Raw genomic sequence first — 15,302 nt, 5'->3', positions numbered from 1 at the left:
GATGTTGAAAAGTACCGGATTATTTATAAATAACGGTTTTAAAAATTACCGTTCAATAAGCTAGGTGTTTAACTTAAATATTACTATAAATATTTGAGTACCTTTTGTCTTTCACTTATTTTAGCCAAATCAAAACTTAAATTATCACCCTTTAATGAAGAAATTTTACTTTTCGTTTTTGCTTTGTGCTTTAGCAACACAGCTTTTTGCACAAACAAAAACCATTACCACCACAGAAGTTATTGCTGCACCAGAAAAAGCAAATTACCAGATGGCGGCACGTTTTTCGCCTAGCAAACTGCGAAAAATGATTTATTCTACAGCTGTAGATGCACATTGGTTAAGAAACTCTAACCGTTTTTGGTATCAGTATGAAACACCCAATGGTAAAAATTGGTACATTGTAGATCCGGCGAATAGAAATAAAAAACAATTATTTGATCCGGCAACTTTGGCAGCAGAAATTACACTGATTGTTCGTGATCCGTTTGATAAACAAAACCTGCCCATAGAAAACCTTAAATTTTCTGATGATGAAAAAAGCATAACTTTCGAGATCAAGAGTACCATAGATGAAGTTAAACCAGACAGAAAAGATAAAAAAGCTGCAGATTCACTTCAGAAGAAAATCTTTAAATTTCAATATGACCTGTCTAATAGCAAACTGACAGAGCTTAAAGATTATAAACGTCCTAAAGCCAAACCATCATGGGGAGCAGTAGCGCCAGATTCGTCTGCAATTATCTTTACCCGTAATTACAACCTGTACTGGATGGATAAGGCTAACTATATGAAAGCCATAAAAAACGAAGAAGACAGTACAATTGTTGAGCATCAGCTTACCAAAGAAGGTGTAAAATATTATGCATTTGGTAGTGATGGTAGTGGCGAAAATAATGAAGAGGTGATAAAGAACGATAAAAAACGCCGTAGAGCTTTTGTATTATGGTCGCCAGATTCAAAGTATTTTACAATACAACGTACCGATAGCAGAAAAGTTAAAGATTTATGGGTAATCAATAGCGTTAGCTCTGGAAGACCTACTTTAGAAACTTACAAATACCAAATGCCAGGTGAGGCCGAAGCACCGATAGATGAGATCTGGTTGTTTGATTTCGGAGCCAAAACAGGTAAGAAATTAAGCGTATCAGCTTTTAAAGACCAAAGTTTAAATGTTTACAGTCGCCCATCATTAAATAAAGAAAGAGATGTAGAATTTAGACCGGCAATTTGGTTGGGCGATAACAATAAATTTTACATGGGCCGCACAAGCCGTGATTTGAAACGCATTGATATTTGTGTGGTTGATGTTAAAAGCGGAGCAATTAAACCGGTTATAGAAGAACGTTTCAATACTTATGTAGAAGTACAACGTCCTGGATTGGTAAATGGAGGTAAAGAACTTATCCATTGGAGTGAAAGAGACGGATGGGGGCATTACTACCTGTTTGATGAGAACGGTAAACTAAAAAATCAGATTACCAAAGGTGCCTTTCACTGTGAGGAAATCATTAATATTGACGAGAAAAACCGTGTGTTGTATTTTACAGCTAACGGCAAAGAACCTAAAGAAGATCCTTATTATTTACATTTATATCGTGTAAACTTTGATGGTTCGGGCTTGAAATTGTTGAATGCCGGAGATTTTGACCATCAGGTATCCATGAGCGATGACGGTAAATTTTTTGTAGATAATTACTCTCGCGTAAATACTGTTCCTAAAACTACATTGTATGATAACAGCGGTAATAAAGTATTAGAATTAGAGACCTCTGATTTATCATTACTAATGGCAGCAGGCTATAAATTCCCTGAGCCTTTTAAAGTAAAGGCAGATGATGGCGTAACCGATTTATACGGTGTAATGTATAAGCCATTTAATTTTGATCCGAACAAGAAGTATCCTGTAATTGAATATGTATATCCAGGACCACAAACCGAAGCGGTAAATAAAGCATTTGGCCGTAGTATGGATAGAGTAGATCGTTTAGCGCAGTTAGGTTATATCGTAATTACAGTAGGTAACAGAGGAGGACATCCTGCCCGTTCTAAATGGTACCACACTTATGGTTATGGAAACCTGCGTGATTATGGTTTGGCAGATAAAAAAGCGGCGATAGAACAATTGGCAGATCGTTATCCATATGTTGATGCCACTAAAGTAGGTATTACCGGGCACTCGGGCGGTGGTTTCATGTCAACAGCGGCAATGCTGGTTTATCCTGATTTCTTTAAAGTAGCGGTTTCTGCTGCGGGTAATCACGATAACAGCATCTATAACCGTTGGTGGAGCGAAAAACACCATGGTGTTAAAGAAATTATTTCTTTGAAAGGCGATACCACATTCAAATACTCGATAGATAAAAACCCTGATCTGGCAAAAAATTTAAAAGGACATTTATTGTTAATGCATGGCGATGTTGATAATAACGTACATCCTGCAAACAGTATAAGAGTAGCTAATGCTTTGATCAAGGCTAATAAGCGCTTCGATTTTATGATTGTTCCTGGTCAACGCCATTCTTTTGGAGATATGACCGAATACATGTTCTGGAGACTGGCCGATTACTTTAATAATTATTTATTAGGTGATTTTTCAAGATCAGAAGAAGTGAACATGACCGAAATGGATAAAGAAGTAGAACGAAAAAATTAGAGGTCTTATAATTTATTGTCACTTTGACTTGGAGCGAAGCGGAAAGCTACAGCATAAACTTATTTCAGAGTCTTACCATAGATGCTGAAACAAGTTCAGCATGACGAACATTAACACAAAAAGAAAACCCCGATGTTTTTAACATCGGGGTTTTTTATATCCTGAATAATCACTTTAAGTAAAGTGAAGAACAGGGAAAAAAGGATTTTAAATTACATGAGGAAACCACCGCCTAAAAGATCATTACCTTCATAAAATACAGCCGATTGCCCCGGAGCAATGGCAGAAACATTATGTTCAAAAGCAACTTTCATGTTATTGCCTTCCTGTACAATGGTACTTAAAGTACCTGCATCTTTATAACGTATCTTGGTTACCACATCGCCTAAAGGCTCATTGATGTTTCCGTATTTGATCAGGTTAACGTTTTTAACCAAGGCTTCTTTACGTTCCAATTCATCTGCACGGCCTAAAACCACAGTATTGCTTTCGGGTAAAATCTGCGTAACAAACATAGGTTCGCCAAAAGCAACTCCTAAACCTTTACGCTGACCAATGGTGTAAAAAGGGTAACCTTTATGTTGCCCAATTACCATTCCTTTGGTATCTACAAAATTACCGCCGGCTACACGTTCTTCTAAATCAGGAACTTTGTGTTTTAAGAAAGCGCGGTAATCATTATCAGGTACAAAGCATATTTCATAGCTTTCGCTTTTTTTAGCCAGTTCTTCCTGCCCCATATCCAGCGCCATTTGTCTGATTTCAGCTTTGGTAAAGCTACCTAGAGGAAATTTGGTTCTTGCCAGATTTTCTTGAGATACACCCCACAAAACATAAGATTGGTCTTTATTTTCGTCTTTTCCTTTAGAAATTACATAACGGCCGTTATCCTGTAAACGGATGTTGGCGTAATGACCGGTAGCAATAAACTCACAGTCTAATTTGTTGGCACGTTTCAATAAAGCTTCCCATTTAATATGGGTATTACATAAAACGCAAGGATTTGGGGTTCTGCCTGCCAAATACTCATCCACAAAATTATCGATCACAAAGTCGCCAAATTCATCTCTGATATCAAGAATATAATGTGGGAAACCGTAGTTTACAGCCAGTGTACGAGCATCGTTTATGCTGTCTAAACTGCAACAGCCTGTTTCTTTGCTGTTACTTCCCGATGTAGCATAATCCCAGGTCTTCATGGTAAGGCCAATAACCTCATAACCCTGCTCGTGCAGCATTACTGATGCTACCGAACTATCTACTCCGCCACTCATGGCTACCAAAATTCTACCGTGTTTGCTCATTATTTCAATAAAAATGTTTGCAAAGTTACAATTAATAGTGTTATGCCTTATAGCTTACCAGTCTTGTTAATGTAAAAAACCTCAGCTATATAAGATGCTCAAACAGCCCGTCCCGACAATTCGGGAAGTTCAGTATGACGAATTTTGTTTTAACGTCATCTTTAAATTAGTACGTCACCCTGTTCCGATAGCTATCGGAATTATTTCAGGGACTGTTTATTCCATAGTTTGTTATTGAGATGCTGAAACAAGTTCAGCATGACGCATCTTTATTGCTGCAAAGCAAACCGAGCTAAGCGAGTTCACTGAAGGTAATTTATTTCAGAGTCTATATTTCTAATAGTATACAATAAAAGATGCTGAACTAAATTCAGGATGACGAATCCTTTACCCGGTACTGAAACAAGCTCAGCATGACAAATTTTGAATCAAAAATTACCCGGTATGGCATTGATTAGCTTTTGCGTATAAGCCGCTTTAGGCTGATGGTAAATTTCATCTGGAAAACCTTGTTCTTCTATTTTGCCCTTGTTCATAATGATCATCCGGTCTGAAATATGTTTAACTACAGCCAGATCATGCGAAATAAAGATATAAGTTAAGCCAAATTCCTGTTGCAGATCCCGCAATAAGTTCAATACTTGTGCCTGTACCGAAACATCGAGGGCAGAAACAGACTCATCACAAATGATAAATTTTGGTTTTAAGGCCAAAGCTCTCGCAATAACGATACGCTGACGCTGTCCGCCCGAAAACTCATGCGGATAACGGTTAAAATGTTCAGCGCCAAGATTTACTTTTTCTAAAAGATGGATCACATGGGCTTTCCGTTCTTCGTCATTGCTAAAAATATGGTGTACCTGCAAAGGTTCCATAATAGACTGTCCAACGGTTAAACGTGGGTTCAAAGAAGAGTAAGGGTCTTGGAAAATGATCTGTATATCACGCCTTAGTTTACGTAACGATTTTTTGTCTAAATGGGTAATGTCATTGCCATCATAAACAATCTGACCAGAAGTAGGTTCAATTAAGCGTAGAATTGTTCTGCCTAAAGTAGTTTTACCACAGCCAGATTCGCCAACCAATCCTAATGTTTCTCCTGGAAAAACATCAAAACTAATGTCATCAACAGCTTTTACATAGTTTTTTGCTTTGCTGAATAAACCTTGTTTTATCGGATACCAGGTGCATAAATTTTTAACTTCAATTAAAGGTTTTTGTGCATAAAGCAGGCTTCTCCGCTCATTAATTTCTGCAGGTGTAATCTGATTTTCGGCCAGTAAATGCTGCAATTCTACGTTTTCGGTTTGGTTTAAAAAATCGGCAACTGTAGGTAATTTTTTTAGCTGTCTTTTAGGGGAAGGTTTACAAGCCAATAATCCTTTGGTATAAGCGTGCTGCGGATTTTCAAATAATTGCTTTGCAGGTCCTTGTTCTACCACGTTACCTTTGTACATCACCAGCAGATTATCAGCTATTTCACTGATCACACCTAAATCATGTGTAATAAAAATCATAGCCATATTACGCTCATTCTTAAGACGTAATAAAAGCTCTAATATGGTTTTTTGCACCGTAACATCTAATGCGGTGGTAGGTTCGTCGGCAATTAGCAATTCAGGGTTGCAGCTCAATGCCATCGCGATCATTACCCTTTGCTTTTGTCCACCTGAAAGCTGGTGAGGGTAACTGTCAAAAATTTGTTCAGGGCGTGGTAACTGAACTTCTTTGAACAAATCTATAGTTTGTTTTTTAGCCTCTTCTTTACTTACCTTACGATGTAACATTATGGCTTCCTGTACCTGATAGCCACAGGTAAAAACAGGATTGAGCGATGTCATGGGTTCCTGAAAAATCATGGCGATTTTGTTGCCACGGTATTTTCTGATTTCATCATCGCTAAGATGCAACAAATCTATCTGCTCAAAATTAATTTCGCCCTTAATCTGCGTGTTTTTGGCATCGTGTAAGCGCATAATAGAAAAACTGGTTACAGATTTACCTGAACCAGATTCACCCACAATGCCCAGTACTTTACCTTTATCTAATTTAAAATCAATATGATGAACAGCTTCAAACCATGTTTTTTCTTCCTGGTTATAAAACTGAACGGCTAATTTCTTTATGTTCAACATCACTTTACTAAGGTAATATTTTCTTCCTTAATTGTATCTGATCCTTTAAAACGTAACAAAATTTGTGCAGTGGTAATTACATCTTTCTGGCAATAGGTTACAATTCGCTCTAGGTTCTTTTCTTTGTAATAAACCTCTTTAACCATACTGCCGTCAATATCGTCTTTAGATGTAGGAATGTTAAAAATAGTAGCCAATAGGTTTAAAGAAGTATAGTGCTTATAATCGCCAAATTTCCATAATTCCATGGTATCTATATGGTTAATTTCCCAAGGTTTTTTACCTGATATTTGCAATTGATGAGGGATAGGAAGGCCATTGATCAGCATCCGGCGGCACAAAAAAGGAAAATCAAATTCTTTACCATTATGTGCGCACAACAACAATTTCTTGCTTTGTTTACCAAGCAGCGTAACAAACTGTGTTAAGACCTCTTTTTCATCATTGCCATAAAATGAACTGATACGCAAATGCATCTCATGTTTTTTTAAATGATAGAACCCTACACTAATGCAAATAATCTTGCCAAATTCTGCCCAGATACCAGCCCTTTCATAAAAATCTTCTGCGCTATGCAGTTCCTTACGTATATATTGTGTTTTGTCTGTCCATAATTGTTGCAACAAAGGAGAGAGGTTTTGAAAATGCTCTTCCTGCGGAACTGTTTCTATATCAATTACAAATACATTCTCGAGGTTAATTTCTTCCAGCATACTTTATTTAGTAAGATTTGGAATACAAGTTACAGCTTATGTAATGATTTAAAAAATTATAAAATATGGAGTAAATAAGAAATAGGATCCTATCTCAATTATTCTATATAAATGGGTAAAGAAAAATAGTAGAATTAAAGAAGTAACCGGTAAGAGATCTTATTATTTTACCTGCGGCGGTGTCCACAGCAGTTTAGAAATGTTATATCCGGCATTTTCGGCAATTTTCAAGTAATTGTTAATTACGTTTTTAGGCATCGTGCCTTCTCTTGAAAGCAGCCATAAATAATCGCGGTTTTTACCGGCAACTAAAGCATATTTATAATCTTTATCAATAGCAATAACATTATAACCCGAATAAAACGGGCCAAAGAAAGAAACCTCTAACATACCGGTATGTTCATCTTTTACAAACCTGGCTTTTCCCACAACAGATCTTTCTCTATTTTTTTTGGTATCAAACCCGCTGTTGGTTACTTTAATACTGCCATCGGCATTCAGATCATACTGAGCAGTTACATAAGTCTGGTTTTTTTCAAATCTGTGATCTAAACGGGCAATTTCAAACCATTTGCCTAAATATTTTGCCTGATCAAAGTTTTCTACGGCTTTTACACCTTTTGGAATAGTACGTTTAGATTTTAAAAGAATAACAGCAGCAGCAAGGGCAAAAATGCCTCCGGTTATGAGAAGTCTTTTTTTCATCAGTAATATCTTATATTTAAGGCAATAAACAAGTCCTTAAATGCAACAAAATTCTCTGCAATAAGTTTGAAAGGACAGCAATTAAACGCAAAAAAGATTTTGATACCTGTTTTAAGTAGCTTTTAAAGACAAATTAAAATAAATATTGTTTGTCAAATTTTTGTTACACAAACTCTTTTTTTGAAAAAATACTACTCTAAGTTTTATTATCTAAGAAAAAATTAGTTACTTTTGAGCTTACCCTTTCGGGGGTATGTTTTTCATAGGTAGATGTAGGGTCAGAAACAAGTTTTCTGGCCCTTTTTTGTGGCTTAATTTTATCTTTGCATTATCATGCTGAAAAAGAAAAAAATCATAGTAGCCATAACCGGCGCAAGCGGTTCAATTTATGCCAAGTTATTGTTAGATGCTTTTCTAAAATTAGAAGCCCAGATCGACCGTGTAGCAGTGGTTATGTCTGATAACGCCAAACAGGTTTGGGAAACAGAGCTTAATGATATAAGCTATCAGCAATATCCATTTACTTTTTACCATAAAATGGATTTTAATGCGCCTTTTGCATCAGGCTCTGCAAAGTATGATACCATGATCATTATACCATGCTCAATGGGTACAATAGGCCGAATAGCACATGGTATCTCCAATGATTTGATTACCCGTGCTGCCGATGTAATTTTAAAAGAACGGAGAAAATTGATTACGGTTGTTAGGGATACGCCTTTTAATCTTATCCATTTACAAAATATGAAAACGGTAACCGAAGCAGGTGGAATTGTCTGTCCGGCTGTACCATCTTTTTACAGTTTGCCCAAAACCATTGAAGAACTGGCGCAAACTGTGGTTGACAGGGTAATAGATCTGGCAGGCTTGGAAAAGGAAAGTTATCGTTGGAATGAGTAAGTAAAGAGAGTTTCTTGCAATCAAATTGTAAGGATTTACATTGCTATTGCTTAAAGACCCTTAGTAAAACCAAATTTTGTATCTTTGCTGCCTTAATGAAAAAAGTTGCATTTTATACCTTAGGCTGTAAGTTGAATTTCTCTGAAACTTCAACCATCGGGCGTTTATTTACCGATGCCGGTTACCGTGTAGTTGAGTTTACTGAAAGAGCAGATGTATATGTGATCAATACCTGTTCAGTAACAGACCATGCTGATAAGAAATGCAGAAAAGTAGTTAAAGAAGCACTTAAATATTCGCCGCAGGCCTATGTAACCATTGTAGGTTGTTATGCGCAGCTAAAACCACAGGAAATTGCCGAGATAGAAGGCGTAGATATGGTTTTAGGTGCTGCCGAAAAATTCAGGATTGTAGAGTTCATTTCTGATTTAACCAAACAGCCTAAAGCCGTTGTACATCAGCAGGAAATAGAAAAAGTAAACCATAATTTTATTGCAGCTTATTCTATTGGCGATAGAACTCGTACTTTTTTAAAAGTGCAGGATGGATGTGATTATCCTTGTACTTATTGTACCATTCCGTTAGCTAGAGGTGCAAGCCGTAGCGATACCATTGAAAACGTATTGGCCAAAGCAAAACAGATTGCCGAAAGTGGCGTAAAAGAAATTGTACTTACCGGAGTTAATTTAGGCGATTTTGGGATCAGGAATGGCGAAAGAGAAGATCGTTTTTTTGATCTGGTTAAAGCACTTGACGAAGTGGAGGGCATAGAAAGAATTCGGATCTCTTCTATTGAACCTAATCTGTTAAGTAATGATATTATTGAGTTTGTAGCACAATCGAAACGTTTTGTGCCACATTTCCATATTCCTTTGCAATCGGGTTCAAACAAGATATTAGGTTTAATGAAACGCCGTTACCGTCGTGAGCTTTATACAGAACGGGTGGCTAAGATCAAAGAGGTAATGCCGCATTGCTGTATAGGTGTGGATGTTATTGTAGGTTTTCCGGGCGAAACGCAGGAAGATTTCTTAGATACTTATGAGTTTCTGAATGGCCTGGATATTTCATATCTACATGTATTTACTTATTCAGAAAGAGAAAATACAGAAGCGGCTGAAATGAAAGGCAAAGTTGCCGGAGGTACCCGTTTTGAACGCAATAAAATGCTGCACATTCTTTCTGATAAGAAAAGAAGAGCATTTTATCAAGATCAGATCGGTAAAAATGCTTTTGTTTTATTTGAAGATGATCAGAAAGACGGTTTTATGCATGGTTTTACGCAAAACTATGTAAAAGTAAAGGCCAAGTACGATCCTGTAATGGTAAATGAAGTGAAAGAGGTTAAACTGCTTGCATTGAGCGCCGAAGGAGAGGTGGAAGTTGCAGAACCCGAAACGGTATATCACCACTAAAAAATCATAGCGTCACCTCCTAATAAGTCGGAGCAAGCTCTGAACTTCCAGAAATATGGAGACAGACTGTTTCAGTGCCTGTATTTAACAGGAAGATGCTGAAACAAGTTCAGCATGACAACTAAGAACTCATCGCAAGAGCCTTTTGTCACATTGAGCCTGTCGAAATGTAGGTAGGCAGTGGTGTTTTCAAGTTCGTGTCACCCTGAACTTCCCGAAATATCTGGACAGGCTGTTTCAGAGTCTAATATCATACTTAAAATGACTTTCAAAACCTTGTACTTTCCACAATCTTAATTTTTCAACAAAGAACGGTGTCTTCACGTTAAGATAGTATATTTACACCTTAAGTAAATTAGGATAATTTTGGCCAAAGCAAACACGAAAGAAACCCCTTTAATGCAACAATATAATGCTATCAAGGCAAAATATCCCGGTGCATTATTGTTATTCAGGGTTGGAGATTTTTACGAAACATTTGGAGAGGACGCCGTTAAAACGGCACAAATTTTAGGCATTGTATTGACGAAAAGAGGCACTGGTCCTAACGGGGCTTTAGAACTGGCAGGTTTTCCGCACCATTCTTTAGAAAATTACCTTTCTAAGCTGGTAAGAGCCGGACAACGGGTGGCCATCTGCGATCAGTTGGAAGATCCTAAAATGACCAAAACCATTGTAAAGAGGGGAGTTACTGAACTGGTAACACCTGGCGTAGCTTACAGTGATAACATCCTTAGTCAGAAATCTAACAACTATCTTGCAGCGGTTTATCTTGATAAAAGTAGTACAGGGGTTGCTTTTTGCGATATTTCTACTGGCGAATTTCTGATAGCACAAGGTAGTGCTGAATATGTAGATAAGCTGTTGCAAAGCTTTAAACCCACAGAGGTCATTTACCAAAAAAGTAAAAGACAGGATTTTTTACAGCTTTTTGGTGATAAATTCTATACCTACCATTTAGATGAATGGGCTTTTACCTCAGATTATGCCAATGAAATTTTAACCAAACATTTTGAAGTAAACTCTTTAAAAGGTTTTGGAGTAGATAAACTTACACAGGGCATAGTTGCCGCAGGTGTAATTTTATATTATTTAGGCGAAACCGAACACCGTAATCTACAGCATATCACTTCTATATCGCGTATAGAAGAAGAACGTTACATGTGGTTAGACAGGTTTACCATCCGCAATTTAGAGCTGGTGCATACTGCTAACGATAATGGGGTTACGCTGTTTGATATTCTGGATGATACCTGTACGCCAATGGGGGCGAGATTATTACATAAATGGATCATCATGCCGCTTAAAGAACTTAAACCTATACAAGATCGTTTAGGTATGGTTGAGTTTTTGGTAAAGCATAATGATCTGGCTGATGAAATGCAATCTCATATTAAACCCATAGGCGATTTAGAACGCCTCATTTCTAAAGTTGGATTACAAAAGGCTGGCCCACGTGAATTATTGCAACTTAAAAGAGCACTTACCCATACCGAAGAAATCAAAACACTGGCAGAGCAAACAGAAAGTCCTTACCTCAAAGCTTTGGCCGATCAGCTTAATCCATGTACACAGATCAAAGAACAACTGGAAAGAGAATTGCAGGCCGATCCTCCGGCTCTACTGGCAAAAGGTAATGTAATTGCCGATGGTGTAGATGAAGAACTGGACAGACTGCGTAAAGTTGCTTTTGGTGGTAAAGAATATTTACTGGAAATACAAAAAAGAGAAATCATTAATACGGGCATTCCTTCCTTAAAAATATCTTTTAATAACGTTTTTGGCTATTATTTAGAAGTAACCCATACGCACAAAGATAAAGTACCCGATACCTGGATACGCAAGCAAACTCTCGTAAACGCAGAGCGCTATGTTACGCCTGAACTAAAAGAATACGAGGAGCAGATATTAGGAGCAGAAGAAAAAATACAGGCTATAGAAGTAAAATTATACAACGAGCTGATGTATCAGGTAGCGCATTATATCAAACCTATACAGCTCAATGCTTATATTGTTGCCCAGTTAGATGTCTTGTTGTGTTTTGCGAGATTGGCTACTAAAAATTACTATGTAAAGCCTCAGCTTAATAACAAGAAAGTAATTGATATCAAAGGTGGCCGTCACCCTGTAATTGAAAAACAATTGCCTGTTGGTGAAGAATATATCACCAATGATGTATTTCTTGATAACGATAACCAGCAGATCATGATGATCACAGGTCCAAACATGTCGGGTAAATCTGCTATTTTGCGTCAAAGTGCGCTGATTGTACTGATGGCTCAAATGGGTTGTTTTGTTCCGGCAAAAGCCGCCGAACTGGGCATCGTAGATAAGATTTTTACCAGGGTAGGAGCTTCAGATAATATTTCATCGGGCGAAAGTACTTTCATGGTAGAGATGAATGAAACAGCAAGTATTCTGAATAATATTTCAGACCGAAGCTTAATCTTGTTAGATGAAATTGGTCGCGGTACCAGTACTTATGATGGTATTTCCATAGCCTGGGCAATAGCAGAGTATTTGCATGAACACCCAACAGCAAGGCCAAAAACACTTTTCGCTACGCACTATCACGAACTTAACGATTTGGAAAATACCATGAGCCGGATCAAAAATTATAACGTAACTATTAAAGAAATGCAAAATAAGGTTATCTTTTTGCGTAAACTGGTTCCGGGTGGTAGCGAGCATAGTTTTGGTATTCATGTGGCGAAAATGGCCGGTATGCCTTCCAAACTGATTAGCAGGGCACATGAAATATTAAAGCGTTTAGAAATAGACAGAACAGAGGGGCAGAGCATCAAAGACAGTATCAAGAAAGTACAGAATCAGGCTTACCAGTTACAGATGTTTGCCATAGATGATCCCGTGTTGGTTAAAATAAGAGATTCGTTAAATAACCTGGATGTAAATACCTTAACACCGGTAGAGGCTTTACTTAAATTAGATGAAATTCAGCGTTTAATTAAAAATTAGCAGAATTATGGCAGGCAGTAATCTTAAAATATGCGATAAAGGGCATCGGTACGATAAGAGTAGTAACTGCAATGTTTGTCCTGTATGTGATCGTGAGCAAAAAATAACTGAAGGCTTTTTGGCTGTTTTAAGCACTCCGGCTCAAAGGGCTTTACGTAACCATGGTATTTTATCCCTCGAAATGCTTTCTCAATATACCGAGAAAGAAATTTTATCGTTTCATGGTGTAGGCATTTCGAGCATACCTAAGCTAAAGGAAGCATTAAACAGTGCAGGTTTATCTTTTAAAACTTAGAATTATGTTGAAGAAGTTTACCCAATTTCCGGCAATCTGCTTACTAATGGGGCTATTATTCTTAGCATCCTGCGGTTCAAAAAAATATGTAGCCCAAAAAAGTACGGCTGCACGTGCAGCAGATGCAATGTCTAATTTAAAGAGCAAACAACTTTATCGGTTCATTACAGACTGGAGTGGTGTGCGTTATAAATTAGGCGGCTTGGATAAAAGCGGTATCGACTGCTCTGGCTTTGCCCTCTTGCTACAAAAACAGATCTATAATGTAGAATTGCCCAGAAGATCCAAGGATCAGGCAGATGCCATAAAAAAGAAAAACTTAAGCCATCTTAAAGAAGGAGATCTGGTATTCTTTTCGTTTGGTGGTAAAGAGGTTGATCACGTGGGTATTTATTTAAATAATGATTTTTTTGTTCATGCCTCTACAACCAGAGGCGTTATTGTTGATGACCTTACTTTGCCAGCTTATCAGAATGCCTTTGTAAAAGCGGGTTCACCTAAATAAAAACATATGAAATTTAAAAAGCTATTTTTAATATTATTGCTCTCGGTTTGCAGCCAGCTAAAAGCACAGGAACCACTTAAAGAAGGTTCTGTACTGGATAATATTGTACTCAAAAATATTGATGGTAAAACTTACGATCTAAATGCACAAAAACAGGTTAAAGGGTTTGTGCTTGTATTTATGACACCTAGCTGCGACCATTGTATTTTATATGAAGACAGGGTTATTGCTTTACATAAAAAGTACAAATCTCTGGGTTATCCTGTTGTAGCCATTGGGCCTTATGGCGATAATGCAGTGAAATACCCACTTGATGCTTTACCAGCCATGAAAGAAATGGCCGTTAAAAAAGGATTTACCTTTCCTTACCTGTCTGATGAGAATTTTAAATATACCTGGCTTTTAGGTATTAAGAAAACACCTACAGCTGTGATCTTAAAAAAACAGACCAAAGGTTATTTAATTAAATATATAGGCCAGATAGACGATGAGGTAGATCCTTCAAGAAAACCACAAAACAAATTTGTGGAGCAAAGGTTAAACACATTAATAAATAAGGTATGAAAAAGATTGTGGTAATACTTTTATTATTAATAAGTTATGTTGGTTTAAAAGCCCAGGTTAAATTATTAACTTTAAATGAGCTGGAGCAAAGAGTAGCCAAAGGAAAGGATACAACTTACGTTATTAATTTCTGGGCAACCTGGTGTGGGCCTTGTGTAGAAGAGTTACCTTATTTTGAAAAACTGAATGCAGAAAACAGCAAATTGCCTATAAAAGTTTTATTGATCAGTATGGATTTTAAGTCAAAAATCAAAGAAGCTGTTGTTCCTTTTGTTGCGAAGAACCAGATAAGATCAGAGGTTTTTGTAGCCAGTGCTTCTAACCAGCAGGCATTTATAGATGGAGTAGATAAAAAATGGTCGGGGGCTTTACCGGCTACCTTATTTATCAATACCCAAAAGAAGATCAAGGAATTTTACGAGAAAGAATTTAGCTATACAGAATTAGCAACACATATTAAGAGAATAAGTAACCAATAATATAAATCTAAAAAATGAAGCTATGAAAAGATTAGTAATACTCTGTATAACGATCATGGGCTTTATAACCGTAAAGGCACAAGATAAAGGTTATCAACTGGGCGATCTGGCCGCAGATTTTAAATTAAAGAATGTCAATGAAAAAATGGTATCGCTGACTGATTATAAAGATGCCAAAGGCTATATCGTGGTTTTTACCTGCAATACCTGCCCGGTTTCAAGAGCATATGAAGACAGGGTAGAAGGTCTTCATAAAATGTTTGCAGCAAAAGGTTATCCTGTGGTTGCTATCAATACAAATGATCCTATTGTTTCGCCAGGCGATAGTTTTGATCAAATGCAGGAAAGAGCTAAAAGCAAGAAATTTACTTTTGCTTATTTAGAGGATCCTAACCACGTTTATACCAAAAAATATGGTGCCAATAAAACGCCGCATGTTTTTGTATTGCAGAAAACAGCCAAAGGAAATGAAGTGGCTTACATAGGCGCCATTGACAACGATCAGGAGATGGAAAATCCTGTACGTGATAATTATGTTCAGAATGCCGTAAATCAATTGCTCAAAGGTGAAAAACCAACTGTAGGTTTTACCAAGGCTATTGGATGCAGTATAAAATGGAAAAAAGCAGCAGGTAAGTAATCTTTAATATAAAGA

The 15,302-nt window shown here is 37.1% G+C and carries 13 protein-coding genes; 9 read left to right on the top strand and 4 right to left on the bottom strand.

What is annotated here, in order from left to right:
* Positions 1 to 154 precede the first annotated feature (154 nt).
* Positions 155 to 2,656, top strand: coding sequence for a S9 family peptidase (locus tag MMF97_RS12640; RefSeq protein WP_243362780.1), 2,502 nt, complete (start codon positions 155 to 157; stop codon positions 2,654 to 2,656).
* A gap of 212 nt (positions 2,657 to 2,868) precedes the next feature.
* On the opposite strand, the gene mnmA is transcribed toward MMF97_RS12640, so the two are convergent.
* From mnmA to MMF97_RS12620, 4 genes are all read right to left on the bottom strand, one after another.
* A complete protein-coding gene (mnmA, locus tag MMF97_RS12635; protein ID WP_243362779.1) occupies positions 2,869 to 3,960 on the bottom strand; it encodes a tRNA 2-thiouridine(34) synthase MnmA in 1,092 nt (363 codons plus the stop codon).
* A gap of 428 nt (positions 3,961 to 4,388) precedes the next feature.
* Positions 4,389 to 6,095 (bottom strand): ABC transporter ATP-binding protein, encoded by a 1,707-nt coding sequence (locus MMF97_RS12630; protein WP_243363314.1) that lies wholly within the window; start codon positions 6,093 to 6,095, stop codon positions 4,389 to 4,391.
* Entirely contained in the window at positions 6,095 to 6,808 is a 714-nt protein-coding gene (locus tag MMF97_RS12625; protein WP_243362778.1) for a 3'-5' exonuclease, read from the bottom strand. Before MMF97_RS12625 ends, MMF97_RS12630 begins: the two co-directional genes overlap by 1 nt.
* A 162-nt stretch (positions 6,809 to 6,970) precedes the next feature.
* Positions 6,971 to 7,513 carry a lipocalin family protein gene (locus tag MMF97_RS12620; protein ID WP_243362777.1) on the bottom strand — a complete coding sequence of 181 codons (543 nt, stop codon included), beginning with the start codon at positions 7,511 to 7,513 and terminating at the stop codon, positions 6,971 to 6,973.
* Positions 7,514 to 7,846: 333 nt separating this feature from the next.
* Between MMF97_RS12620 and MMF97_RS12615 the strand changes: the two genes are divergently transcribed.
* From MMF97_RS12615 to MMF97_RS12580, 8 genes are all read left to right on the top strand, one after another.
* Positions 7,847 to 8,413 (top strand): UbiX family flavin prenyltransferase, encoded by a 567-nt coding sequence (locus tag MMF97_RS12615; protein WP_394801171.1) that lies wholly within the window; start codon positions 7,847 to 7,849, stop codon positions 8,411 to 8,413.
* Between the two features lie 95 nt (positions 8,414 to 8,508).
* Entirely contained in the window at positions 8,509 to 9,828 is a 1,320-nt protein-coding gene (gene mtaB, locus MMF97_RS12610) for a tRNA (N(6)-L-threonylcarbamoyladenosine(37)-C(2))-methylthiotransferase MtaB (RefSeq protein WP_243362776.1), read from the top strand.
* A gap of 366 nt (positions 9,829 to 10,194) precedes the next feature.
* Positions 10,195 to 12,804 (top strand): DNA mismatch repair protein MutS, encoded by a 2,610-nt coding sequence (mutS, locus tag MMF97_RS12605; RefSeq protein ID WP_243362775.1) that lies wholly within the window; start codon positions 10,195 to 10,197, stop codon positions 12,802 to 12,804.
* A gap of 7 nt (positions 12,805 to 12,811) precedes the next feature.
* Positions 12,812 to 13,099: a helix-hairpin-helix domain-containing protein gene (locus MMF97_RS12600; RefSeq protein ID WP_243362774.1), complete on the top strand. Its 288-nt coding sequence runs from the start codon at positions 12,812 to 12,814 to the stop codon at positions 13,097 to 13,099.
* Positions 13,100 to 13,103: 4 nt separating this feature from the next.
* Positions 13,104 to 13,604, top strand: a complete 501-nt coding sequence (locus tag MMF97_RS12595) for a C40 family peptidase (RefSeq protein WP_243362773.1) — start codon at positions 13,104 to 13,106, stop codon at positions 13,602 to 13,604.
* 6 nt (positions 13,605 to 13,610) lie between these two features.
* On the top strand, positions 13,611 to 14,168 hold the full coding sequence (locus MMF97_RS12590) for a redoxin domain-containing protein (RefSeq protein WP_243362772.1): 558 nt from the start codon (positions 13,611 to 13,613) through the stop codon (positions 14,166 to 14,168).
* Positions 14,165 to 14,647, top strand: a complete 483-nt coding sequence (locus tag MMF97_RS12585; RefSeq protein WP_243362771.1) for a TlpA disulfide reductase family protein — start codon at positions 14,165 to 14,167, stop codon at positions 14,645 to 14,647. The genes MMF97_RS12590 and MMF97_RS12585 overlap by 4 nt, the downstream gene beginning before the upstream one ends.
* Positions 14,648 to 14,669: 22 nt before the next feature.
* The gene (locus MMF97_RS12580) at positions 14,670 to 15,287 is read left to right on the top strand and encodes a thioredoxin family protein (protein WP_243362770.1); all 618 of its coding nucleotides are present in this window, start codon (positions 14,670 to 14,672) and stop codon (positions 15,285 to 15,287) included.
* Positions 15,288 to 15,302 lie beyond the last annotated feature (15 nt).

It is taken from the genome of Pedobacter montanisoli (assembly GCF_022809115.1).
GTDB lineage: Bacteria > Bacteroidota > Bacteroidia > Sphingobacteriales > Sphingobacteriaceae > Pedobacter > Pedobacter montanisoli.
The sequence above is the reverse complement of the archived record's forward strand: the minus strand, read 5'-3'. Positions and strand labels throughout refer to the sequence as shown.